Below are 23,994 nucleotides of genomic sequence, written 5' to 3' on the forward strand. Positions count from 1 at the left end.
AGTCACGGTGCGCGACGTGTGACGTGGCGGCGTGCGTTCCGGCGAGGGGGGAGATCACGGGTTATGTGGGGAAACGTCGGACCGCGGGTCGCCCAGCTGTCGCCGATCGAGCGGGTCCGGCTGCGCCGGATCGCGGTGCGGTACGCCATGCACGGCTGGGAGGTGACCCCCGGCGCCTGCCTGGCCCGCAGTCGCTTCGTCTGCGGCCGCGCGGGCTGCCCGACCGTCGGCTGCCATCCGGCGCTGGAGGACTGGGAGAGCGCGGCGACCGCCGACCCGGCCCGGGTGGCGACCTGGTGGCGCAGCCGTCCGCACGGGGTGCTGCTGCCCACCGGCCGGGCCTTCGACGTGCTGGAGGTGGCGGCGCACCTCGGCCGGTACGTGCTCGACGCGATCCCGGGCCACCCGGCCGGCGCCGGGATACGGGGGCCGGTGGTGGTGACCCCGACCGGACGGTGGATGTTCCTGGTCCGACCCGGCGATCCGCTCCGGCCCGAACTGGAGCACTGCTTCCACGTGGTGCGCCACGGGCCCGGCTCGTGGATCCCGGCCCCGCCGACCCGGTTGCCGGAGGGCGCGGTGCGCTGGGCGGTCGCCCCCGAGCAGGCACGCTGGCAGCTGCCCGACTCCTACCTGGTGCAGAACACCCTGATCGACGCGCTGCGGGCCACCGGCGTCACGCTCACCCCCGAGCTGCTCCCCGGCCAGCTCCCGCTGCCCCGACAGGGCCACTGAGCCGTCAGTCGGGTTGCCGGCAGCGTCCCCGGCGGTGGCGACCTCGTTGCACCGGATGACGGCGCGCTGACGCCGGGAAACGGGGGTACATGATGGCCACGGACGACGCCGCACAGCACGCCGAGGGCGCCGAGCCACCACCGCACCACGCACCGGTGCGCCGCTGGTCGGGGAACCGGCCGGGTGGCTCCCGCCCGGAGCGGGCCCGACCCGCCGGCTCCCGCCCGGCCGGCACCCGCCGCCCCGCCCGCTGACGAGCGCGCCCGCACCGGGTCCGCCCGTCTGGGCGCCCATGCGCCGAAGCCGAGGTCGGCACCGACCACGGTGACCGAGCGTAGGCCGCGGGCCGGCTCACCCCGCCGCGGGTCGAGCACGTGGCGGCCCCGCTCGTGGACGCCGAAGGGGGCGACCGCCAGGTCGGTGCCGGGTGAGCTCGTGCAGGGTCGCGGCGGGCAGGTCGTCGGCCAGGTCCAGGCTGATCGCCGTACCCATGATCTGCTCATCCCGGCGCAGGCCGGGACGGACCAGCGGCGCCATCGCGTCAGAACGCCTTGTCGATGGCGGCCTGCAACCACCGCTTCCCGGTACGACGGCCGGCGGCGTAGGTGTCCTGGTATGTCACGCGTACAGCTTCATGGGGGTGTATTTCTGCCTCGGGAAGATCTTGTCCACCTCCGCGTTGGTCAGGCCGAACCGGCCCTGCGCCACGCTTCCGTAGACGTTGAACATGTTGTTGTACTCGGGTACGTCGCCCGAGTCCAGATCGTTCAGCCCGTTCCAGGTGCCGAGCAGCGAGCCGGCGAGCCGGCGGCCGGACAGGATGGTGACCACCCCACCGTGGCCGTGGTCGGTGCCGCCGCCGTTGGAGGCGACCCGCCGACCGAACTCGCTGGACACCATGATCGTCACGTTGGCGGCCTTGTCGCCGAGGTCGGTGAAGAACGCCGCCATCGCGCTGGCGAGCTCGTTCAGCCGCCGGTGCAACCGGCCGCCGTCCCGGCTGCCCTGGTTCTCGTGGGTGTCGTAGCCGCCCATGCCGACCGTAGCGACCCGGACGTTCGCCCCGCCCTTGATCAGCTGGGCGAGCTGCTGAAACGCCTTCCCAACGCCGTCGTAGCTGACGCCCTCGGCCGGCTGGTACGGCTTGGCGGAGAGCCTCTGCGCGGTGGCCAGCGCGCCCATGCCGTCGAGCACCGCCTCCTCGACCGGGTGGTTGATCCCGGTGAACAGGCCCCGGATCGCCTTCTCGGTGGCCTCGCGGTACTTCTCGTCGCCGTTGAGCCGCAGCGAGCCGACGCTGTTGAGGGAGAGCGCGCCGTTGTTGCCCACCAGCGACCGGGGCAGCGTGCTGCCGATGCCGACGCTGCGGAACGCGGTGCCCTTGCCGAGCGCGTCGACCAGGCCGTCCAGCCAGCCCCGACCGCCGGTCTCGCTGGGCAGGCCGCCGAGGTTGCAGGCGTCCGCCGCCTGGAAGTGGCTGCGGGAGAGCCGCTCGTCGGAGACCGCCGGGATGAAGCCGAGCTGGCCGGCCTTGAGCCACTGCTCCAGCGGCTTGAACGCGCTGGTCAGCTTGAAGCCGCGGCCCAGCGCCAGCGAGTCGTCCCCGAGCAGCAGGTCGGGTCGGGCCTTGGCGAGCACCGGGTCGTCGGCCGGGGCGACCAGGCTGAGCCCGTCCAGCCCGCCGTAGAGGAAGACGTGGATCAGGGTGCCGGTCCTGGTCGCGGCGAACGACGCCGAGGTGGTGACGAACTGGGCGGTGGCCAGCGCGGTGGCGGTGGCGGCGCCGGCGACGAAGGTCCGCCGGGTCACGCCGCGGCCGTCCTGCTGGGCCTCCTCCAGGTCCTCCAGCCGGCGGTAGCGGTCCCGCTCGGCGGCGTTCTCGGCGGCGACGACCTCCGCCTCGGCGCGCAGCAGCGCCTCGGCCGGGTTGTCGGCCAGTCGCCGCAGGTCGGGGCATTCGGGGTGCAGGGGGAACGTGCGCACAGTCTTCTCCATCGGGTGCCTCACCGGAGGTGGTGCTGGGGGGACGCGAGGATCGCCCGCGCGACGGCGGTGATGGCCCCGTTGAACGTGGCGTCGACCCGGGCGGTCGCCGGCAGGCCGGCCACGGCGAGGATCAGCGCCTTCTCCCGGGCGCTCAGCTTCTGGTGCACCAGCCGCAGGGCGAGCGCGTCCACGTACGCCCCGGCGGTCGCCGGCGGCCTCGCCACCAGCTTCTCCGGCTTGGTGTACGTGAACTGGTTGCGGTAGCCGGCGAGCAGTTCGCCGGCCTCGTTCCAGCCGTTGACCATGGTGCCGGCGGAGGTCCAGGCGACGTAGACGTCCGGGTAACCGTCCGGGGTGGGCTGGCCCATCGGATACTGGCCCAGCTCGCGCAGCTTGTCGTGGATCTGCCGCAGCCCCTGGGCGTACGCGGTGCGCTTGCTGTCGCCCTGGGTGAACTCGGGCGACGCCTCCGGCGAGACGCCGAGGGTCCGGTAGGTGGCGACCAGATACTCCATCGGGCGGCGCACCTTCTGCCCCACCGCGGCCCAGAACTCGGAGGAGCTGAAGAGCGCCATCACCAGGGGCTTCACCATGCCCTTGTTGAGGGTGTAGACCTTCGCCAGCCGGTCCACCAGGGACTTCGGCGGGGTGTCCGAGACGAACCGGGTGGCGAGGCTGCGGGCCACGTACTGCGCGGTCGACGGGTGCAGCGCGATGTAGGTGATGTACGCGTCGATGACCTGGTCGGCGGTCTTCGGGTCGGCCGAGTTGTTCGGGTGGCTGAACCCGAGGACCCTCACCTTGCCCAGGTAGTGCCGGTCGGGGCGGAAGACGTACTCCCCGTCGTTGACGCTGCGGCCGGTCTGGAGCAGGGCCGCCTGCCGGACGTCCTTCTCGGTGTAGCCGCCGTCGACGCCGACCGAGTACAGCTCCAGGTTCTCCCGGGCCAGGTTCTCGTTGACCGCCTTCGCGCTGGAGTCGACCTGGTTGAGGTAGAGCAGCAGCGCCGGGTGCTTGTTCGCGGCGACCAGCATGTCCGGGTAGCTGCCCAGGGCGTGCTTGCGGACGACGTCCCGGTCGAAGGAGTTCCGGTAGACCTCACCGCCGTCGAAGTCGGCGGAGACGTGCAGGAAGTCGTTCCAGAAGTCGACCATCACCTCGAAGAGCTGCCGCTCCGACCAGATCTGCCGGGCGAGGGTGGCGTACACCATCTCCTTCTCCGGCTGCACACCCCGGTCGTTGAGCTGGTCGCGCTGGTCGCGCAGCTGCTGCGGGCCCAGCTTGAGGCTGGGCAGCTCGGCCAGCTTCAGCTCGGCCCGGCTCGGCGCGATCTTCTCCGGGTCCAGCTGCCGGCGGATCCAGCCGTCGATGCCCATCCGCTTGATGTCGGCGATCACCTTGGGCGTGGCGCCGAAGGTGGCCCGGCCGGCCAGATGCCGGATCGGGTCCTTGGCCAGCACGGTCTTCACCGTCACCCTTGTCTCGGCGGCGGCCGCCGCCGGGCCGGAGAAGGTCCGGCCACCGCCGGGCGAGTTCTTCTTCAGCGCCGCGCCGGCCCGGGAGCCCATGTAGCTCTCGTTCTGCTCGGTGTAGGTGCGCACCGTGCTCGGCTGCTGGCCGCTGGGGCGGGCGGCGGTGCCGTCGGTGACGGTGGTGCCGGTGGCGTCCCCGGCCACCGGGGCGTCGTCGCCGAAGAGCCCGCGTACCTGGGGGCTCATCGCGAGGGCGGCGCCGCCGGCGACCACGGCGGCGGTGCCGCCGAGCGCGACGAGGGCGCGCCGCCGGCCGACCCGGTCGTCGTCATCGTCCAGGTTGGGCAGTCCGGCGCCGGCCGGCCGGTACGGCGCTTGCTGGCCCAGGCCCTGCGGGCCGACCCACTGCGGGCTGCGGGCCGCCGGCGGGGCGGGGTACCCGGCGTGGGCGTACTCGGCGTGCGGGTCGGCCGGAGCGGCGTACGGGTGCACGTGCTGCTGCTCGTACGGGGTGAAGCCGTGGGCGTCGCGGTACCCGTCCGAGGTGGGGTGCTGGCGCCCGTCCCAGCCGCGGTCGTCCCGCGGTCGACGTGGTGGCACAGTCTGGTCGGCCATGTACCAATCCCGTTTTCTTCAAGGCGCCGACACGCTGCGACCGGGGCGGGGCGGAGGGTGCGGCGACTGGTGCCTGAGGAGTTGCTACGGGAAAGTAGCCAAGGCCTCCGATGCCTTCAAGGCGCGCGGAAGCAGGCCCGGACCGCACTTAAGACACCGCTCAGTACCCCACCGGGCTGGTCGGTTTCGGCCCGCCTGGGTACCGACGTCCGGAGCAGGGGCGACATAGGCCCGAGCGATGTGGACGTAACGTTTTCGGCGCACGCGACGCTTATCGCGCCGTTCACCCGCACAGCGAAACTTAAGGGCCGGATAAGCCTGTGCTGAGGTCCCTCCCCAGGGTTTTCCGCGCGCCCGCGGTCGGAGCGGAAAAGTAGCAACACCAGGGGTGCGTGAGCCGCCGCCGCAGCGGGTAAGCCGCCGGACCGCTGAAGCCGTGAGGGGAAGGCACCGCCATGCTCAGCAAAGAGGATCAGCGCAGATTCGAACAGATCACCCGGCAGCTCCGGGAGAGCGACCCGAAGTTCTTCGCGAGACTCGACCATCGGGCCCGGACCCGACGCGGGCGCTGGCTGATGCTGCTGACGATCGTGCTCTGGGCGTCGCTGCCGGCGATGACCGTGCTGGCCGGACGGCTGGCCGGCGCGATCTGCGCCGTGGTGCTGGCGGCCAACGCCGGTCTGATGTGGCGCTTCCGCCGCCGCTGGCTATGAGCCGACGGCCGTCGCGGCCGTCCGGGGCGACGCCGGCCAGCCGCCGGCCCGATCAGCCGGCTATGACGACCGGCCGAATTCCCGGTACGCCCGGCGCAGCCGTTCCAGCAGGCCCGGTCCGCCGATGGCCGGGGCAGGTGCGCCGAGCTGCCGCAGCAGCAGCTCCGGGCCAGTGGCCAGGCTGGGCGCCCGGTCCGGCAACGGCACCGGCGGGAGCCAGAACCGGTCCACCGCCTCGGCCAGCGGGGCCGCCGGCAGGCCGGCGAGCACCCGCGCCGCCCCGGCGGCGGGCAGCTCCGGCGCAGTGTCGCCCGAGCCGGGCGACGGTCCGAGCCCGGACGTGGGTCGGTGGCCGGACCGCTCCGCCCCGGCCGGGTCCGCAGTGGACGTACCGACCGGCGTCGGCGCGCCGCCGTCCGTCACCGCCGAGGGGGACGTCGTGCCGGCGCGCAGCGCGCGGAGCCGGTCGAGCAGCTCGGCGCGGCTGCGGCCGCGCCAGTGCAGCAGCTGGAACGGATCGGCGTCGAACGCCTCGGCGAGCAGGTAGAACGTCGCCGCGAGATGTTTGCAGGGCACCGCGAAGTCGGGGCAGCTGCACCGCTGGGTCAACTCCCCCACCCCGCTCGGGAAGAGCGGGGCGCCTGCCGCCGCGAACACCTCCTCCAGTTCGGGCGGGAGGTCCCCGGCGAGCAGCCGGGCGCTGAAGAGCGCCTGCGCGGCGAGGTCCCGTTCGACCCGGTCCCAGAGCGCCGGCGGGAAGGGCGCCAGCGCGATGCCAACCTCGTACGGCTTCGGCCGGGAGCCCTGCACGGTGGCCTCGACCCGACCCGGCGTGACGTCCAGCCGGATCACCTGCCCGGCACGCGCGTACGACCGGCCCCGGGTCAGCCGGGTGCCGAGGGCGAACGACTCCAGCACCTCCAGGAACCGCCGCGACCACCAGGAGATCCCGATCGCGCCCCGCGTGCTGCGCGCCTTCAGCCCGCCGTCGACCCGGCGCGGCCGGCCGAAGTCCGCGAACCGGCCGGTGCCGGACTCCGGCCCGGGCCCGTCGTCGTGATTCCTCACTCCACCACCGCCCCGACCTCCAACGCGAAGAGTTCGCGCAGCTGGGCGGTGGAGAGTTCGGTGACCCACTGCTCGCCGCTGCCCACCACCGACGCGGCCAGGCTGCGCTTGTCGGCGATCATCGCCGCCACCTTCTCCTCGACGGTGCCGGCGCAGACGAACTTGCGTACCTGGACCCGCCGGCGCTGGCCGATCCGGAACGCCCGGTCGGTGGCCTGGTCCTCGACCGCCGGGTTCCACCACCGGTCCACGTGCACGACGTGGTTGGCGGCGGTGAGGGTGAGCCCGGTGCCACCGGCCTTGAGGGACAGCACGAAGAGCGCCGGGCCGTCCGGGGACTGGAAGCGGGTGACCATCGCGTCCCGGTCGGCCTTGCCGACGCCGCCGTGCAGGAAGAGCACCTCCCGGCCGAAGCGGGCCGACAGGTGGCCGCGGAGCATGCCGCCGAACTCGGCGTACTGGGTGAAGAGCAGGGCCTTCTCCCCCGCCGCGAGGACCTCGTCGACGATCTCCTCCAGCCGTTCCAGCTTGCCGGAGCGGCCGGACAGGGCGGAGCCGTCGCGCAGCAGCTGCGCGGGATGGTTGCAGACCTGCTTGAGCCTGGTCATGGTGGCCAGCACCAGGCCACGCCGCTCCATCCCGTCGCTGGACTCGATCTTCGCCAGCATGTCGTCGACGATCGCCCGGTAGAGCGAGGCCTGCTCGGCGGTGAGGTTGCAGAGCACCTCCATCTCCAGCTTCGCCGGCAGGTCGGAGATGATCGAGGAGTCGGTCTTCAGCCGGCGCAGCACGAACGGGCCGGTCATCCGGCGCAGCCGGGCGGCGGTCTCGGCGTCGCCGTGCCGCTCGATCGGCACCGCGTACGACTGCTTGAAGCTGGCGGCCGGGCCGAGCAACCCGGGGTTGGCGAACTGCATGATCGACCAGAGGTCGGCCAACCGGTTCTCCACCGGCGTACCGGTGACCGCGACCCGGTGCCGCGCGGGCAGCGACCGGACCGCCTCGGCCTGCCGGGTGGAGGCGTTCTTGATCGCCTGGGCCTCGTCCACCACCACCCGGTGCCAGCCGACGGAGGCGAGCGCGACGGCGTCCCGGGCGGCCACCGAGTAGGTGGTCAGCACCAGGTCGGCGGCGTGCACCGCCTCCTCGAACGCCGCGCCGCGCGCGCGGTCCGCGCCGTGGTGCACGTGGACGCGCAACCCGGGGGTGAACTTCGCCGCCTCCCGCTGCCAGTTGCCGACCAGCGACATCGGGCAGACCAGCAGCGTCGGCCCGGCCTCCGGCGGGTCCCCGGCGAGCAGGGCGAGCATCTGCACCGTCTTGCCCAGCCCCATGTCGTCGGCGAGCACCCCGCCGAGCCCGAGCGACTGGAGGAAGGCCAGCCAGGCCAGCCCGCGCCGCTGGTACGGCCGCAGCGTGCCCTTGAAGGCCGGCGGCGGGTCCAGCGGGGTGAGCCGCCGCTCCGCCTGCCCGGCGAGCAGGTCGCCGAGCGGCCCGTCGGCGGTCACCTCCAGCACCGGCAGCGCGTCCGGCCGGTCGCCCTCACCGAGCCCGAGCCGGAGCAGGTCGGCGACGGTCAGCTCGCCGGAGGAGCGCAGCAGCCGCAGCCCGGCGGCGAGCCGCTTCGGGTCCAGCTCCACCCACCGGCCGCGCAGCCGCACCAGCGGGATCTTCAGCTCGGCCAGCGCGGCCAGTTCGTCGGCGCCGATCGTCTCGTCGCCGAGCGCCACCTGCCACCGGTAGTCGACCAGCGCGTCCAGGCCGAGCCCACTTGAGGTGCTGGCCACGGTGCCCGGCGCGGTGCGGCTGCGGGCTTGCAACCGGGCGCCGAGCCGGGCCGACGGGCGCTGCCACCAGGACGGCAGCAGCACCCCGAACCCGGCGGCGTGCAGCACCGGCGCGCCGTCGCGCAGGAACCGGTGGGCGCCCCCGGCGTCCAGTTCCAGCTGCTCCGGAGCGGGGGTACGCAGCGCGGTGTCCAGCTCCGGCCAGAGCCGGCCGGCCCGGCCCAGCTCGGCCAGCAGGGTCTCCTGCGGGCTGTCGAGCCGGCCGGCGAGCGCCGGTACGGTCTCCGGCGCCCGCCAGACCTGACCGGCGTCGACGTGCAGGCTGGGCTCGTCGGCAGCCTGGAGGCCGAACTCGACCCGCCAGGGGCCGCTGCGCCGGACCACGGTCGCCGGATCGGCGGGCACCACCACGAGCGGGTCGGTGATCTCGTCCTCGGCGGGCTCGACCAGCCGGAAGCTGGCCCGTACCGCGCCGCCGGCGGCATCGCGCTGCCAGGCGTCCAGCTCGGTACGGAGGGTGGCCAGCGCGGCCGGGTCGGCGGTGAAGGCGCGCGCCGGGCCGGTCAGCCCGGCCAGCCAGCCGGCGACCACCCCGTCGCGGCGGCCGCCCCGGACCAGGTCGGTGTCGGCGAGCGCGACCCGGGCGGCGGCGTCGGTCAGCGCGTCCAGCGCGTCGGCCACCACCGCACCCGGAGCCGCGCCGGCGGCCCGGGCGGCCGGCGGCAGGGCCAGGGCGAGCGAGCGGGCCCAGCCGGCGTCGGTGCCGGTGAGCAGCGGCCGCCACACCGCCCGCGCGGCCTCGCCGCCAACGGCCACCGGTCGCCACGCGTCACCGGCAGTCGGGGAGGCCGGCGGGCCGGCAGCCGACACGGGCGCCTTCTCCCCCGGCTGTCCGGTCGGCTCGGCGAGGCCGGGCAGCACCCGCCCCCGGGCGACCAGGTCACCCGCGAACCCGGCCAGCTCGGCGAGGTGGCGCAGGGTGGCCCCGGGTACGGCGGCCACCCCGTCCAGGTCGCGCAGCAGGGTGAACGCGTCGTTCGGGGCGTACGCCAGGACGGGGGCCCGCCAGCCCGCGAGGGTGACCGGACCGCGGACCGGTTCCACGACGGCGGTCCGGACCAGCTCCGGCGAGTCCAGCGGCGAGCCGGCCCGGGTGGGCAGGCTGAGCGGCAGCGCGCCGGCCTCGGCCGGGACGTCGCCGAGCGCGGCGGCCAGGGTGGCGTGATCGGCGGCGAACGGGTGGGGGCGCTCGCGCGGGGCCCGACCAGGCCGGCGCGGCGCGCGGGCCGGCCGGGTGCTGTCCTCCGCCCAGACGGCGAGACCGGCGCCGACCAGCCACACCCCGTGGATGACCAGCACACGCTCCCCCTCGTCGACGCCCGGGCCCAGGATAGGCGGCGCCGACCGGTTACCGTCGGCGCCATGTCCGACCTCCTCGTGATCGGCGGCCTGGGCGTGGACATCCGGGTCCGGGTGCCCGAGATCCCGCTGCTGGCCGCCGACTCGCTCACCGTCCCCCCGATCGACCTGCGGATCGGCAACACCGGCGCCGGGGTGGCCCTGGCCGCGGCCGCGCTCGGACTGCGGGTGGCGGTGGTGGACGTGCTCGGCGCCGACCCCGCCGGCGACGTGGTCCGGGCGGCGCTGGGCCGCAGCACCGTGCGTTCCGTGCTGACCGACGACCCGGACGGCACCCGCCGGTCGGTGAACCTGGTCGACCCGGCCGGGCGGCGGATGTCGCTCTACGATCCGCGCCCCTGGCGGGGCGGGAGCCCGTTCCCGCCGGGCGACCTGGCGGAACTGGTCCGGGACGCCGCGCACGTCCACGTGTCGATCATGGACTGGGTCCGCGAGCTGACGCCGGTGCTGCGTGCCGCGCTGCCCGACGGCGTGTCACTCTCCACCGACCTGCACGACTGGGACGGCGGGAACACCTACCACCGTCCCTTCGCGGAGGCCGCCGACCTGGTCTTCGTCAGCGGCGTACGGCTGGGTGACCGGAGCGGGGAGGTCGCCGCCGACCTGGCGCCGCGCACCGTGGTGGTGACCCGGGGCGCGGAGGGCGCCGAGCTGCACCCGGGTGCGGGCGGACCGCTGGCGGTGCCCGCCGCCGCGCCGCCCGCGTCGGTGGTCGACACCAACGGCGCCGGGGACGCCTTCGCCGCCGGGCTGATCGCCGGCCGGTTGCGGGGCGCGCCGCTGCCGGAGGCGGCCGGGTACGCCGCCCGGGTGGCCGCCGCCGCCTGCACTCACGACGGGATGGAGTACCCGCCCGGCCTGCTGCCGCGGGACTGAGTCAGACCGCGCCGGTGTCGCCGTCGGTCCAGCGGGAACCGGGCGGCCACCAGCCCTTCCACTGCCCCGCAATCCCTGCGGGCCGGCGGTCGCCGGGGCAGGATGGGCGCATGGCATCCACGGTGAAGATCCCGCTGACGGGCGGCACGGCCGACGGCGAGACGGTCGAGGTCGAACTGGACAGCAACGGCCGCCCGCCGCTGACCCACCACCACATGGGGCCGCACGGGTTGGCCGAGGCGCAGATCTACGAGCTGGAGTCCGAGGACGCCGAGGGGTTGCGGTGGCACTACGCCTGGCGCGGCCCGGCCGTCTGAGCCGAGCCGCCCCGGCACGACCGTGACCTCGGCGCGCCGACGCCTAAGGGGACCGTCAGGCGGCCGTCCGGGACAGGGAGCGGGAGCGGATGCTCTCCAGCACCGCCCGGGTGACGTGGGAGGTGCCCCGGGCCTGGTCGCACACGTCGGCGACCAGCCGCGCGGTGGCCTCGGCCCGGGACTCACGCTCGTCCCAGAGCCGGTCGACCTCGGCCAGCAGCGGGCCCTCGACCTCCCGCTCCACGCCGCGCAGGGCCGGCACCCCGAGCCGCTGGGCCAGGTCGAAGACCTTCCCGGCGTACGGCAGCGGCAGGAACGGCGTGCCCACCATCGCGGCGAAGATCAGGAAGTGCAGCCGCATGCCCACCGCGAGGTCGAAGTGCTTCATCAGGCCGAGCACCTGCCGGGGTGAGTAGGTGCCGTGCAGGATCCGCCCCCGTTCCGCGGCGATCATGTGCGACAGCACGCCGTGCGAGTGCCGGATGTCGTCGCGTTCCATCGGCACGAAGAGCACGTAGGCGTCGATCCGGTGCACCAGGAAGTCGCCGATCTGGGCGAGCAGCCGGTGGTACCCGTCGACGTCGAGCCGCTCGGCGGCCCGCCCGGGCTCGCGGACGCTCAGCCCGACCAGGCGCTTGCCGGCGGGCACCCCCTCCTCGCGGAGCAGCCGGGCCGGGAAGTCCTCCGGTTCCAGCAAAAACGCCGGGTCGGCGGTGACGGTGATCGGGTTGAGCAGACCGGACTCCTCCAGCACCATCCGGGACTCCTGGTCCCGGACGGTCACCTCGACGGCGCCGGAGAGGGTCTCCCGGACCATGCCGGTGTCCACCCCGTCCGACAGCGGCCCGACCCCCACCGCGTACGTGAGCAGGGGCAGGCCCCGCTCCTGGGCGACCCGGACCACCCGCAGGTAGCGGCGGGCCTCCCGGTCGTAGAGGATGCCGCCGCCGCCGAGGATCAGCAGGTCGAGCTGGGCCAGCACCTCGGCCGAGTCGGTGCGGCTGACGCCCTCCCAGGGCACCGCCTCCACGTCGGGGTGGGCCAGCGCGGTGTGTGTCGGATTCCGGGAGAAGACGATGATCCGGGCGGTCGGCTCCTGCGCGCGCAGGTCGGCCAGGAGTCCGCTGAGGATCGCCTCGTCGCCGAGGTTCCGCCCACCGTACGAACCCAGCACACCGATGGTCAGTCCGGTGGCATCCCTCATCCGTCGCTCCTCCCGAGTGCGTCCCGGGGCGGTTTCCCGTTGCGCGCGGGGACATACCTCTCAGGCGCGGGCGACCAGCCGGGACACGAAGGCGGAGACCACCTGGTCCGGGTCGAATCCGGCGTCGATGGAGGTGGTGAGCAGGTCGAGCAGCAGGCCGTCCATCGCATAGTGCAGCAGCGCCACCTCGAACGCGCCGCCGGGCAGGCCGGCGGCGACGTGGAAGGCGACGTCGTCGTGATAGCCGCGGCGCAGGGTGTCGCCGAGGATCCGGGCGAGTTCGGGCTGGCGGACCGCCTCCAGGCGCAGCTCGATCAGCGCGCGGGTCAGCTCGGGCTGGGCGGTGGTCCGCTCGACTATGTAGCGCAGGTAGTCGGTGACCAGCTCCAGGGACGGCTCCCGGGCGCCCAGCTCGGCGAGTCTCCGCTCGTCCGGGGCGAACCGCTCGATGATCCGCTCGCCGAGCGCGCCCAGCATGGCGTCCCGGGAGCGGAAGTAGTTGGACGCGGTGCCGACGGGCACCCCGGCCTCCGCGTCGACCGCCCGGTGGGTGAGGCCCCGGGCACCGGTCGCCGCCAGCACCCGCAGCCCCGCGTCGGCCAGCGCCGCCCGCCGCTCCACGTTCTTCGCCACGGAGACACCCTAGCGGAAACCACGACAGGTGTTGTAGGTTACGAACCACGACAGCAGTAGTGATTGAGGAGTTCGTTTGCGCAAGCTCGTGTACTACGTCGCCAGCACCCTCGACGGCTTCATCGCCGCCCCCGACGGGTCGCCGGACTTCTTCCCGCTCGATCCCGATGTGACGGAGCACCTGGTGGCGAACTGGCCGCAGGCGTTCCCGACCTTCGCCCACGGGCAGTTCGGCATCGACCGACCGGAGGGCCGCTTCGACGCGCTGGTGATGGGCCGGGCCACCTACGACCCGGCATTGAAGATCGGCATCACGAGCCCGTACGCCCACCTGACGCAGTACGTCTTCTCCCGCTCCCTGCCCCCGGGGGACTACCCGGAGGTGAAGATCGTGGACGGCGACCCGGTCGAGTTCGTCCGGGAGCTCAAGCGGCAGCCGGGCGCCGACATCTGGCTCTGCGGCGGCGGCCAGCTCGCCGGTCAGCTCCTTCCCGAGGTGGACGAGCTGATCCTCAAGCTGAACCCGTTCGTGGTCGGCAGCGGCGTCCCGCTCGCCGCCCGGGAGTTCGACCCGCACCGCTTCCGGCTGGTGGAGACCCGCTCCTTCGACAGCGGAGTGGTCGTCCTGCACTATGCCCGGGCGGCGGACGCCGGGTAAACGGCTTGCCCGACGCCCGGGACCGGCCCACCGTGGACGGATGCGTGAGCTGGTGAAGACCCGGATCGGCTGGACCGACCTGCCCGACCACGTCCGGTCCGCCGTGGAGGAGATCCTCGGCGACCGGGTGGTCAAGGCGGTGTCGCAGCCGGGTGGCTGGTCCCCCGGCTCCGCCGACCGGGTCCGCACCGCCAGCGGACGGCGCGCCTTCGTCAAGGCGGTCAGCCCGGCCCAGAACCAGGACAGCCCCGGAATGCACCGCACGGAGGCGCGCAACACGGCCGCCCTACCGGCGTACGCTCCGACACCCCGGCTGCTGGGCTGCCACGACGACGGCGACTGGGTGGCGTTGGTCCTCACCGACGTCGACGGCCGGCACCCGGTGACGCCGTGGCGGACCGGCGAGTTGACCGCGGTGCTGCGCGTGCTGGAGACGATGGCCGGCGCGCTCACGCCGAGCCCGGTCCCGCACGCACCGACCGCCACCGAGCAGTTGACATACGACCTGACCGGCTGGCGCCGGATCGCCGCCGACCCGCCCGCCGATCTCGACCCGTGGGCCTGGTCCCATCTGGACGAACTTCGCGACGCCGCCGACCGGGGCGTCGCCGCGTTGGCCGGGGACACCCTCTGCCACGTCGACGTCCGGGCCGACAACCTGCTCGTCGACGCGACCGGCCGGGTCGCCGTGGTCGACTGGCCGTGGGCCTGCCGCGGGCCGGCCTGGCTGGACACCGCCCTGCTGCTGGTCAACGTCCGGCTGCACGGCGGGCACGACACCGAGGCCCTGCTGCGCCGGCTGCCGCTCACCGCCGACGTGGACCCGGACGCCCTCACCGGCGTCTACGCCGGGTTGGCGGGCTTCTTCACCGATATGGCCCGGCGTCCGGCGCCGCGGAGCATCCCCACCATCCGGGCATTCCAGCAGGCCCAGGCCGACGCGCTGCTGCCCTGGATCCGGCAGCGGCTGCGCTGACCGGGCCGGGAGCCGCCATCCGCCCGGACCGGTGCCACGCCGGGCCGGCGCGGCTCGCCCGTGACACCATCGGGTAGCCAGCCGTCCGGGAGGAGATACGACCGTGGCAGCCATGGACATCCCGCCGGGGTCGGCGCGCCGGCCCGGCGGGCCCTGACCGGGGCTGGCTGGACCGGCCTGGACCGACCGGCTCCTGACGGCCCGGTCGACCGACCCGCGGGGCGGGACGGGCCTGACCGGCAGTCGAGCACGGAAAGTGACGCCGCCGGAAAGGAACGTCCGGTCGAGCGTGATGACTCAGAGGCACAAATAGCCCTGTGAGTCATCACGTACGACAGACACCCGGTCGCCCCACGCGACACGCCGGCGGGCGGCACCTGATGCCGCACGGCTCAGACGGGCGGGCGGACCTCGTGGGTGAGGAACGGCAGGACGGCTGCCGGCACGGCCGGTGCGGCGACGACGTCGTAGTGGGTCAGGCCGGGCAGCACGGCCAGCCGGGCGGCCGGACGGTCGGTGCCGTCCCAGCCGGCGTCCCGGTGACCGCCGCCGAGCAGCCCGAAGAACTCCGCCATGTGGGTGACCGGGATCGAGTCGGCGTCGGCATAGACCAGCATGGTGGGCACGGCGAGGGTGGCCACCTCGGCCGACCAGTCGTACTCGCGGCGCAGCAGGTCACCGCCCTTGGCCCAGAGCCGCGGCCAGTCCTCCGGTCGCGGCGCCAGCCGCGCGTAGAGCTGGTGCGGGGGCGTGCCGCGCATCTGCTCACCGACCTGTTCGTCCTGGGTGGCCATGGCGGCGAGCACCTCCGGGTACCAGCCCTGCCGCCGGCACGGCGTGGAGACCAGCACCAGCCGGCGGACCAGCCCGGGATGCTGGATCGCGGTACGCAGGGCGACGCCGCCGCCGAGCGAGTAGCCCAGCACGTCCACCGCCGGCAGGCCCAGATGGCGGATCAGCGCGACGACGTCGTCGGCCATCGACTCGTACCGCAGCGGACGGTCGACGTCGGCGGTGCGCCCGTGCCCCTGCAGGTCGACGCCGATCACCTGGCGTCGCGCGGCGAGGGCCGGCAGGATCGGGGCGAACATCTCCACCGCGCCGTACCCGCCGTGCAGCAGCACCAGCGGCGGCCCGGCGCCGTGGATCTCGTACCAGAGGCGCAGCCCGTTGACGTCCGCGTAGCTCACGGCAGCCCCCTTCGGTTCGTCCCGACAGCCTCGCGCAGCCGGGCCACCGGTGCCCGCGCCACGCCGGTGGGTCGGAAGTGCCGGCCCGTCGGGCGGACCGCCGAGCCGGCACCGGGGTCACCGCCGGGACAGCTCCGCGGCGGTGATCGCGTACCGGTCGACCGGCCCGTCCGCGCGCGCCGAGTGCCCGTCGGTGCCGGACCTGTGCAGGCCGGCCTTATCGAGCACCCGGACCGAGGCCGGGTTGGTCGGGTCGACGTCCGCGACCACCTCGCGTACGCGGCGGCGATCTCGTCGGTGGACCACGGCCGCAGCACGAGGCGGTCGCCGCCGTCCGCCATGATGGCGAGGGTGTCGGACGCGGAGACGGTCACGGCCCGGGCCGAGCGTCCGGTCGGGCGGTACGGCTGGATCGGCCTAGCCGTGGCCTGGCTCGGCGTGGCCTTCGTCGAACTGGTCGACATCCGGCCGTCGGACATCCAGACCCCCGGCGTGTCGTCGTCAGCGGCGGGCAGCCTAGCCGGATCCACCGACGGCGAAGCGCCCATTATTCCCGGGCCGGGTGTTCACAGCCCGACCTGCCGGCCCGCCCAGCGGGACCGCAACCAGCGGTCGTGACTGGCCACCACCACCGCGCCGGGGCCGGTGCCCAGGGCCTCCTCCAGCTCGTCGGAGAGCCGCGGCGACAGGTGGTTGGTGGGCTCGTCCAGCAGCAGCAGCTCGGGTGGGTCGGCCACCAGCAGCGCCAGGGCGACGCCGGCGCCGCTGGCCGACCGACAGCTCGCCGACCGGCCGGCCCAGGTCGCGCGCGGCGATCAGGCCGAGGGAGCGCAGCGGTACGGACTCGGCGCGCGTGGCGCCGAGCGCCTGTTCGTAGGTCTCCTGTGCGGTGCGGTCCGACCGGTCGAAGACGGTGTCCTGCGCCAGCAGGCCCACCCGCAGCCCACGCCGCCGGTGCAGGTCGCCGGCCGGCGTCAGCCGCCCGGCCAGCACCGCGAGGAGCGTCGACTTCCCTGTCCCGTTCGCCCCGGTGACCAGCAACCGGTCGGTGGCCGACACGTCCAGCCGGTCGAGGGCGAGCCGGCTGGGCACCCGGACGTCGCGCAACGACACCAGCAGCCCGTCGGCGACCGTGGTGGCGAGCGCGGGGGCCCGGAACCGCAGCGGCTCCGGCGGCTTGCGGACCTGGTCACGTTCCCGCTCGTCGAGGCGGCGGCCGGCGTTGCGTACCCGTCGCGAGATCTGGTTCTGCACCCGGCCGGTGGTGTGGCCGTACCCCATCTTCTCGCTGTCCCGTCGGGCGCGGCCCGGCGCGACCTGGTGCGCGGTCACCGCGACCGACCGGCGCAGCTCCTCCTGCTCCTCGGCGAACCGCCGCTGCCAGCGGTCCCGCTCCGCGCGCTTCTCCGCCTGGTAGTCGGTGTAGTTGCCCCCGTAGCGGGTCGGGCCGTCCACCGCCGGGTCGAGGTCGATCAGGTCCGTGCAGACCGCGTCGAGGAACGCCCGGTCGTGGCTGGCCAGGACGACGACGCCGGGCAGCGCGCGCAGCTGCTCCTCGAGGAAGACCGCCGCGGCGTCGTCCAGGTGGTTGGTGGGCTCGTCCAGCAGCAGTGCCGAGGGACGGCGGATCAGCAGCGCGGCCAGCCCGAGCCGGCCACGCTGGCCGCCGGAGATCGAGGCGAGCGTACGGTCGTGCGGGATCTCGCCGAGGCCGAGCCCGGCCACCACCAGCCCGGCCCGCCGGTCGGCGTCCCAGGCGTCGGTCTCCTGGGCACGGTCCAGGTGCTCGCCGTACTCGATGAGCAGTCCAGCGTGGGCCGGCGAGTCCTCCGGGGTGGTGGCGAGCGCACCGGTGAGCCGGTCCAGGGCGGCCAGGCACTCGCGGGCCTCGCGCAGCGCGTCGTCCAGCACGTCGGCGATCGTGGCGGCGGGGTCGAACGGCATCTCCTGATGCAGGAACCCCAGGTCCGGTGGGCGGACGACGGTGCCGGCGTCCGGCTCGTCCGCGCCGGCGAGCGGCGACAGCTACCGCCTCAAAGACCGCGACCTCGGCCGCGTCCCCGCAGCACCAACCAACGACTAACCACCAACCCACACGACGAGGGGGTCAATTTTCACCCGCCGCCCGGGGGTTCAAGTTCAGCCGCCGTTGACACCTGACCCGGCACTTCTACAGCGTCCGAGGCCGGGCAGGACTCCCTGAGATCCGGCTTCACGATCTCCGGCACACCTGCTTAACGCTTCTACTCAGCCTTGGAACCCCGCCGCACGTCCGCAACCTGGGCAGGGGCCGTCTGCACTGGTCGTCTTTAGGCAGCGCTGTTCATCGCATGACGGCCTGGCGACGGCCTGACCCAGCTCGCGGGCGCGGTTGGCCGCCCCCTCCGGCGCTCTGCCCCTCAAAGCTGGCATGACCAAAGTTCGGAGTCCGGGGCAGGAGCGGCTGGGCGTTGGTATGCCTGTGGGGTGGCGGAGCGTGCGAACGACGAGCAGTCTGCGGTAGGCGGCGAGGGGCCAACCGAGGATGGTGGGACCGCGTCCCAGACATCGCTGGCGGGTCGCCCGACGGCGGGGCTGGGGTTGCTGCTGGGCGCGTTGGGTGTCGTGTACGGCGATATCGGCACCAGCCCGCTGTACGCGCTGAAGACCGTCTTCACCCTCGACCGCAGTCTGACACCGGACGCTCCCGACGTGTTCGGCGTTATCTCATGGGTCTTCTGGTCGATCATCCTGATCGTGTCGGTCAAGTACGTCATCTTCATCCTGCGGGCCGACAACGAGGGCGAGGGCGGAGTGATGGCCCTGGCGGCCCTCGCTCGAAGGGCGCTGCTCAAGGCCAGCGAAAGGCGCGCCGCTACGGTGTTGGCGCTTGGGGCGCTGGGCGCTGCCCTGTTTTACGGCGACAGTGTGATCACCCCGGCGATCTCGGTGTTGTCGGCGGTGGAAGGGCTGGAGGTCATATCGCCGCGGTGGGCGGTGGTGGTGCTGCCGGTGTCCGCGGTGGTCCTCACCCTGCTGTTCGCCATCCAGCGGTGGGGCACCGGACGGGTCGGGGCCGTGTTCGGGCCGATCATGCTGCTGTGGTTCGCCTGTCTGGGCGTCGCCGGCGCGGCCGAGGTCATACGTCACCCGAGCGTTCTGGCCGGGCTGTCACCGACGTACGCGGCCCTGTTCGTCGTGGACCACCCGGTCATCGCGTTCATCGCGATGGGCGCCGTGGTGCTGGCCATCACCGGCGCCGAAGCGCTCTACGCCGACATGGGCCACTTCGGCCGCGCCCCGATCCGCCGGGCCTGGTTCGCGATCGTGTTTCCCGCGTTGACACTCAACTACCTCGGCCAAGGCGCGTTGATCCTCCGGGCACCGGACAGCCGGGAAAATCCGTTCTTCCTCCTGCTACCAGACTGGGCGCAGCTGCCGATGGTCATCCTGGCCACCGTGGCCACCGTGATCGCATCCCAGTCAGTGATCTCCGGGGCGTTCTCGGTGTCCCGGGAGGCCATGCGGCTGGGCTTCCTGCCGCACCTGCGCATCCGACAGACTTCCCGCCGCGAGTACGGGCAGATCTACGCGCCCGGAGTGAATTGGAGCCTGTTCGCGGCAGTCTTGCTAGTGACGTTCGCGTTCGGCTCATCAACGAACCTTGCCGCCGCCTACGGGGTGGCAGTCACCGGCACATTCCTGATCACCACGACCCTGTTCCTCGTCGTCGCGCGGGCGCGGTGGCACTGGACCACCTGGCAGCTGGCGCTGTTCGGGTTCGTCTTTGGCAGCATCGAGCTGACCTTCTTCACCGCGAACCTGGCCAAGGTCACCCACGGCGGCTGGCTGACGCTGCTCATCGCGATCATCCTGTTCACAGTCTTGCTGACGTGGCGGCGCGGAGCCGAGCTGGTCACCGCCCGGCGGACCGAACGCGAAGGACCGCTCCGCGCCTTCATCGACACCCTGCACGCCACGAACATCCCCTGGGTGCCGGGCACCGCGGTGTTCCCCCACCCGAACAAGGAGACAACCCCCCTGGCACTACGCGCGAACGTCGCGCACAACCACGTTCGCCACGACAGAATCGTGATCATTACCGGTCGCACCGCCAACGTCCCGCACATTCCATGGGAGCAGCGACTGAGCATCGACGATCTCGGCGACCCGAATGACGGCATCATCCACATCACCGCCGTCTTCGGCTTTCAAGACCCCACCGACTTCCCCGAGGTCCTGCGCCGCGCCGCCACCCACCCCCTCGCCAAAGGGATCGACCTCGACCAGGTCTCCTACTTCGTCTCGAGGATCACTCTGCGGTGCACCCGCCAGCCCGGCATGGCCATCTGGCGTAAACGCCTGTTCATCGCCCTCGCCCACAACGCCGCCAGCCATGCCGAGTTCCTTCACCTGCCTGAGGAGCGCACCATCGTCCTCAGCGCCGAAGTCCCCGTCTGAGCCCGTCCGAACAGCTGCGGCGAGCGGCCTGACGCGCGTACAGGAACCGAGTGCCGGCTCCGGCTGGGTGGCAGGGACTGTCGACACGCGCAGGGTTGCGGCCATCTGGTGATACCTGGCCACGGTTGTTGCTATGGGTTTCGCTGCCTTCTTGCTGCCTGGGTTGCCCTTCCGTCGGCCTCGGCGAGCCGCCAAGCCGGCGCGTCAGATTGCGACCGGGTGGCGCGGTTCGTAGAGACCGAGTTCGCCGCCACCGGGCAGCCGCAGCGCGGTGCGCAGCCCCCACCGCTCCTCGGTGACCGGGATCGTGAACTCGACGCCCTTCGCGGCCAGGTCGGCCATGGTCGCCGCGACGTCGTCGCACATGAGGAAGAGCTCGTGGGCCGGCTCGCCCTCGGTCGGGTGCATGGCGAGCTCGGCCGGCGGGAGCTTGAAGATGAGCCAGCCATGGCCGGCGTCGACGTGGTGGTAGCCGAGGGTGTCCCGGAAGAAGGCGCGGTCCGCCTCTGGGTCGCGGCTGTAGATGATCACATGAGCACCATTGATCATTCACCGACCATAATGCTGAGGCCCGACGTGGCAACGCCGATCTCGCCAGAAATACCGCCGCCGCTCGCGCCGCCCCAACTGTCAGTACCCGGGGGCCAGGTGCCCGATGATCTCTTCGCGGCGTTGTCGCAGCTCAGCGGCGGTGAAGAGTGGGCCGCCAGGGACTCGAACCCGGAACCCCTTCGGCGGGGCGAGGATCATCTCATATCGGGCGGATCGGCGTTCTGACCTGGGGAAGTTTTGCGTTGGCTTACAGCGGTTGACAGCCCTTGTCGGCGTCAGTTGTGCCCGGCGTGTGCCCGATGATCTTGCTTGTCCTCCTCGTCCTGCGGGAAGCCTCTCCGCCCGGGCATGGTTCGCTCGCAGCTGCGAGCCGGGCAGGCGGGGCCCTGTTAGCGTCGACGGGTGTCCGCCATCGTCCCGGCGTCCCCTCGGGCAACCCGTCGCGCTCGCGGTGTGGGCCTGGGGCTGGTCTGGCTGGCGACCGCCCTGGCCGGGACGGCGGTGGTGGCGACCGCGGTGCTGGTCGCCCGGATGGACGAGATTCTGGCCTCAGCGGTGTCGCAGGAGCGCGCGTTCCCCTTCACCGGCGAGGCCGGTGAACAGTCCGCGCCTCTGGTCCTGCTCGGCTACGCCCTAACCGCCCTCTTCCTCACCACCGCAGCGCTGGGTTATCTGCTTCGGGGGTGGGCCTACCACGACGAACACATCGGGCTGGCGCTCCCGGCCGCGGCGCTGATCGTCGTGATCGTCCTCTGCACGCCGCTCGTCGCGCCGGTCGATCTCGCGCACCAGCAGTACACCCATGACCTCTACGGGTGGTGGTACTTTCCGTTCCTCCTTGCCACGGTGATCTGTCACCTGGGCTGTCTCCTCGCTGCGGCGGTGGTGCTTTTTCGCGCCCGGTCGACGTGAAGGAGCCGCCGTGACCTGCCGCGGAAAGGTCCCCGGCCAAAGGGACGACCCCCAGCGGGGGGAGCCTGGTCAGCTTCGTCGGCCAGTGTCGGCGGGTGCTCTTTCCTGTGGTCCTGCCCTCGGCGTCTCGCCGGCTGTGGCCATTGACGTCGGTGACGTTTCACGGCGTTCGCTGACTTTCTACTGATTCGTGGCGCTGGCCGCGCGGATAGGCGCTGCCGGCTGGGGCCGGGTGGCCTGGCGCAACCTGACCGGAGCTGCCGTGGGACTTGTGCTCGCCGCCTACGCCGGCTGCACTTGCCCACGCGCACCGCGCAGCTATGGACCCTCTGCGCGTAGAGGCCACCTGCGGGACGGTGGTGGCGGGGTGGGCTTGCTGGGGCGGAATCGCCAGGAGACAGCGTCCGACGCGGCGATCGCGGTGAGGATGACGATGGCCACCACCGCGATCAGGATCGGTGGCAAGAACGCGACCACGGGCGCTAGCACGACCAGCAGGGGCAGCCCGATCACTCGTGACAGGGCGACCCGGCTGAATGACAGGTAATCGAGCCGGGCCCGGCCGGCCAAGTAGATCGCCGGCCCGCAGAGGATGACGGCGGACCAAACCAGGTTGGGCTCGGCGAACGGGTGGTTGATGATGATCGCGTCGCCGACCGCGCTGAGTACGATGCCCCCGGCCATCAGCAGGTGGGCGTACGAGGCGGACTGAATGAACACCGCCGGCGTGGTGCTCGTTGCGATCACGGTCGGGAGTAGCAGCCCCGCCCGGTAGAAGTAAATCCGCCACAGCAGCGTGGTAATCGCGAACGCCAGCACGAACGCGATCACCCGGTCCCGCTCGAAACCGAGCGCGGCGAACTCTCCGCCTGCTGCCAGGATCGTCTCGCCGAATGCAATGATCATGATTTGCTGGTATCGCTCGGCGAGATGCGCTGCGGAGACCCTCTGCAGGGTGATCCGGGCCGGTCCAAGTTTGGGCAGCCGGAACTCCAGCCGGGTCATCGTGTAGCCGAGGCCCGCCGCGAGGATCCACACCACCACGCGGATGCTGCCCTCGGTGAGTGCGCCCGCGATCCACAGCGCTCCCGAGAAGGCGGACCAGATGAGTTGCTGCAGCGAGCCGATCGCTACCTCCCGGCCGCGCATCGCGACCGTGACGACGAAGGCCCGACCGACCTGGATGATGACGTAGGCGGCGGCGAAGATCATGCCGTCTTCGCCGAACGCCTCGGGTATCGCGCCTGCCATGATCAGGGTGCCGAGCATGATGGGGATGATCACGAGTTGGATCGCCGGTTGGGCGGGGTCTAGGCGGTTCGTGGTCCAGGCGGTCATGACCCAGACCCACCAGAACGCGGACAACAGGATCACGGTGTGCAGGGCGCCCGACCAGGTGAGGTCGTTGAACAGGGTGTGCGACAGCCGGGTCAGCGCGAAGACGAAGATGACGTCGAAGAAGAGCTCGACGTATGTCGCGCGCTGCGGTTCGGCCTGATCACGCAGCAGGTCGCTCGTGTTGCCGGCGGTCATCGGCGCGCCCGTTCTGTCGCCTTTGCGCTATCTGTGCCATCAGTCGTACCACGCGTCGCACCACTGCGAGCCCCTCCAGGAGTTCTCAGGGGCCGCCGACGCCGTCATGCCGCATCGGAGATCAGCCCTTCCTGGCGCGGTCGATCGAGACGACGTCGAAGACCTCCTTGAGCAAACCCTCGGCGACGAGGGCAGCGTCACGGGCGCCGGCACGGGCGACGGGCGTTGGCACCTGGATGTAGAAGTGGACACCGACGGACGGCAGGCGCTGCTCCTCGTGCGGCGGCTAGCACTAGCACTCGTCCACGCCGGTCTCGGGTGGGTGCGCGTCCGGCCTGAGGAAGCGGAGACCGGGTTACCCGCCTCAGCTCTTGTTTAAGTCGCAGGGTGCCCCGATCACGACCCATCACCTCTTCGTCCCGAACGCGGTCGCGGGCTACTGGTGAAGATCGTCCCTAGTCATCTGTTGCTGAGTTGCGCAGGTTGCTAACGGTCTAGTGGCACCGGTCGTCAGGGGCTGTCGACGCGCTCGCTGCCTTCTTGCTGCCTGGCTGACCATTCGTCTTTAAATGGCGTCCTTTGGGCGTGGGACGCAGGCTTGGGCAGATCTGCCGGGGTTATCCTTTGTGAAGGGGATAGCGATTGCCGGTTCTACCAGGCCATAATGGACGAGCACCTTTCAGATCTGCCTGGCGCAAAAGATCTCCTCTTCACTCACGTGAACGGCAAGGCTCGCCTCGGAAAGGATATTCGGCCGTTCTGCGGTGGCCCTCGGGGCTTCCCGCTCTCCGCACCAGCCGCCGGGCATCCGGCGTGACGGCCGCAGAGCGACAGCGGCAGCGGCAGAAGCGCGCTCCCAGGCGGCGGCGCGTGCGACCCGTTCAGGGCCGCCTTGAAGACGTACAGAA

20 protein-coding genes are annotated in these 23,994 nt (G+C 72.5%); 9 read left to right on the top strand and 11 right to left on the bottom strand.

Features of this window, described 5'->3' with window-relative positions; all coding sequences use genetic code 11:
* Positions 1-63 precede the first annotated feature (63 nt).
* Together ACLQ2U_RS06985 and ACLQ2U_RS06990 are read left to right on the top strand one after the other, a co-directional pair.
* The gene (locus ACLQ2U_RS06985) at positions 64-735 is read left to right on the top strand and encodes a bifunctional DNA primase/polymerase (protein ID WP_425749705.1); all 672 of its coding nucleotides are present in this window, start codon (positions 64-66) and stop codon (positions 733-735) included.
* Between the two features lie 92 nt (positions 736-827).
* Positions 828-989 (top strand): hypothetical protein, encoded by a 162-nt coding sequence (locus tag ACLQ2U_RS06990; protein WP_425749706.1) that lies wholly within the window; start codon positions 828-830, stop codon positions 987-989.
* Positions 990-1,353: 364 nt separating this feature from the next.
* Here ACLQ2U_RS06990 and ACLQ2U_RS06995 read toward each other — a convergent pair whose 3' ends face one another.
* Positions 1,354-2,718: a DUF1501 domain-containing protein gene (locus tag ACLQ2U_RS06995; RefSeq protein ID WP_425749707.1), complete on the bottom strand. Its 1,365-nt coding sequence runs from the start codon at positions 2,716-2,718 to the stop codon at positions 1,354-1,356.
* A gap of 20 nt (positions 2,719-2,738) precedes the next feature.
* Positions 2,739-4,808, bottom strand: a complete 2,070-nt coding sequence (locus ACLQ2U_RS07000; protein WP_425749708.1) for a DUF1800 domain-containing protein — start codon at positions 4,806-4,808, stop codon at positions 2,739-2,741.
* Positions 4,809-5,263: 455 nt separating this feature from the next.
* Here ACLQ2U_RS07000 and ACLQ2U_RS07005 point away from each other — a divergent pair, with 455 nt between their 5' ends.
* A complete protein-coding gene (locus tag ACLQ2U_RS07005) occupies positions 5,264-5,521 on the top strand; it encodes a DUF3040 domain-containing protein (protein ID WP_425749709.1) in 258 nt (85 codons plus the stop codon).
* A gap of 60 nt (positions 5,522-5,581) precedes the next feature.
* Here the strand turns inward: ACLQ2U_RS07005 and ACLQ2U_RS07010 are convergent, their stop codons facing one another.
* Both ACLQ2U_RS07010 and ACLQ2U_RS07015 read right to left on the bottom strand, forming a co-directional pair.
* Positions 5,582-6,589, bottom strand: coding sequence for an SWIM zinc finger family protein (locus ACLQ2U_RS07010; protein ID WP_425749710.1), 1,008 nt, complete (start codon positions 6,587-6,589; stop codon positions 5,582-5,584).
* The gene (locus tag ACLQ2U_RS07015) at positions 6,586-9,735 is read right to left on the bottom strand and encodes an SNF2-related protein (RefSeq protein WP_425749711.1); all 3,150 of its coding nucleotides are present in this window, start codon (positions 9,733-9,735) and stop codon (positions 6,586-6,588) included. The genes ACLQ2U_RS07010 and ACLQ2U_RS07015 overlap by 4 nt, the downstream gene beginning before the upstream one ends.
* 63 nt (positions 9,736-9,798) lie before the next feature.
* Between ACLQ2U_RS07015 and ACLQ2U_RS07020 the strand changes: the two genes are divergently transcribed.
* Positions 9,799-10,671 (top strand): carbohydrate kinase family protein, encoded by an 873-nt coding sequence (locus tag ACLQ2U_RS07020; protein WP_425749712.1) that lies wholly within the window; start codon positions 9,799-9,801, stop codon positions 10,669-10,671.
* 110 nt (positions 10,672-10,781) lie between these two features.
* A complete protein-coding gene (locus tag ACLQ2U_RS07025) occupies positions 10,782-10,988 on the top strand; it encodes a hypothetical protein (RefSeq protein ID WP_425749713.1) in 207 nt (68 codons plus the stop codon).
* A 55-nt stretch (positions 10,989-11,043) separates the two neighbouring features.
* On the opposite strand, the gene ACLQ2U_RS07030 is transcribed toward ACLQ2U_RS07025, so the two are convergent.
* Entirely contained in the window at positions 11,044-12,192 is a 1,149-nt protein-coding gene (locus ACLQ2U_RS07030; RefSeq protein WP_425749714.1) for a polysaccharide pyruvyl transferase family protein, read from the bottom strand.
* Positions 12,193-12,252: 60 nt separating this feature from the next.
* Positions 12,253-12,825: a TetR/AcrR family transcriptional regulator gene (locus ACLQ2U_RS07035; protein WP_425749715.1), complete on the bottom strand. Its 573-nt coding sequence runs from the start codon at positions 12,823-12,825 to the stop codon at positions 12,253-12,255.
* Between the two features lie 76 nt (positions 12,826-12,901).
* Here ACLQ2U_RS07035 and ACLQ2U_RS07040 point away from each other — a divergent pair, with 76 nt between their 5' ends.
* Together ACLQ2U_RS07040 and ACLQ2U_RS07045 are read left to right on the top strand one after the other, a co-directional pair.
* Positions 12,902-13,483: a dihydrofolate reductase family protein gene (locus tag ACLQ2U_RS07040; RefSeq protein WP_425749716.1), complete on the top strand. Its 582-nt coding sequence runs from the start codon at positions 12,902-12,904 to the stop codon at positions 13,481-13,483.
* Between the two features lie 40 nt (positions 13,484-13,523).
* Entirely contained in the window at positions 13,524-14,459 is a 936-nt protein-coding gene (locus ACLQ2U_RS07045; protein WP_425749717.1) for a phosphotransferase family protein, read from the top strand.
* 392 nt (positions 14,460-14,851) lie between these two features.
* Here the strand turns inward: ACLQ2U_RS07045 and ACLQ2U_RS07050 are convergent, their stop codons facing one another.
* The 3 genes from ACLQ2U_RS07050 to ACLQ2U_RS07060 all read right to left on the bottom strand — a co-directional run bounded on the left by ACLQ2U_RS07050 (position 14,852) and on the right by ACLQ2U_RS07060 (position 17,593).
* Positions 14,852-15,649 carry an alpha/beta fold hydrolase gene (locus ACLQ2U_RS07050; RefSeq protein WP_425749718.1) on the bottom strand — a complete coding sequence of 266 codons (798 nt, stop codon included), beginning with the start codon at positions 15,647-15,649 and terminating at the stop codon, positions 14,852-14,854.
* Between the two features lie 117 nt (positions 15,650-15,766).
* On the bottom strand, positions 15,767-15,955 hold the full coding sequence (locus ACLQ2U_RS07055; protein ID WP_425749719.1) for a hypothetical protein: 189 nt from the start codon (positions 15,953-15,955) through the stop codon (positions 15,767-15,769).
* A gap of 210 nt (positions 15,956-16,165) precedes the next feature.
* Positions 16,166-17,593, bottom strand: coding sequence for an ATP-binding cassette domain-containing protein (locus tag ACLQ2U_RS07060; RefSeq protein ID WP_425749720.1), 1,428 nt, complete (start codon positions 17,591-17,593; stop codon positions 16,166-16,168).
* Positions 17,594-18,115: 522 nt separating this feature from the next.
* On the opposite strand from ACLQ2U_RS07060, the gene ACLQ2U_RS07065 reads away from it, so the two are divergent.
* Positions 18,116-20,089, top strand: coding sequence for a potassium transporter Kup (locus tag ACLQ2U_RS07065; protein ID WP_425749721.1), 1,974 nt, complete (start codon positions 18,116-18,118; stop codon positions 20,087-20,089).
* A 204-nt stretch (positions 20,090-20,293) separates the two neighbouring features.
* Here ACLQ2U_RS07065 and ACLQ2U_RS07070 read toward each other — a convergent pair whose 3' ends face one another.
* Positions 20,294-20,638, bottom strand: coding sequence for a VOC family protein (locus ACLQ2U_RS07070; RefSeq protein ID WP_109801669.1), 345 nt, complete (start codon positions 20,636-20,638; stop codon positions 20,294-20,296).
* A gap of 405 nt (positions 20,639-21,043) precedes the next feature.
* Between ACLQ2U_RS07070 and ACLQ2U_RS07075 the strand changes: the two genes are divergently transcribed.
* The gene (locus ACLQ2U_RS07075) at positions 21,044-21,553 is read left to right on the top strand and encodes a hypothetical protein (RefSeq protein WP_425749722.1); all 510 of its coding nucleotides are present in this window, start codon (positions 21,044-21,046) and stop codon (positions 21,551-21,553) included.
* A gap of 318 nt (positions 21,554-21,871) precedes the next feature.
* Here ACLQ2U_RS07075 and ACLQ2U_RS07080 read toward each other — a convergent pair whose 3' ends face one another.
* On the bottom strand, positions 21,872-23,086 hold the full coding sequence (locus ACLQ2U_RS07080; RefSeq protein ID WP_425749723.1) for a low temperature requirement protein A: 1,215 nt from the start codon (positions 23,084-23,086) through the stop codon (positions 21,872-21,874).
* Between the last annotated feature and the right edge of the window lie 908 nt (positions 23,087-23,994).

It is taken from the genome of Micromonospora sp. DT47, assembly GCF_049844475.1.
Lineage (GTDB): Bacteria > Actinomycetota > Actinomycetes > Mycobacteriales > Micromonosporaceae > Micromonospora.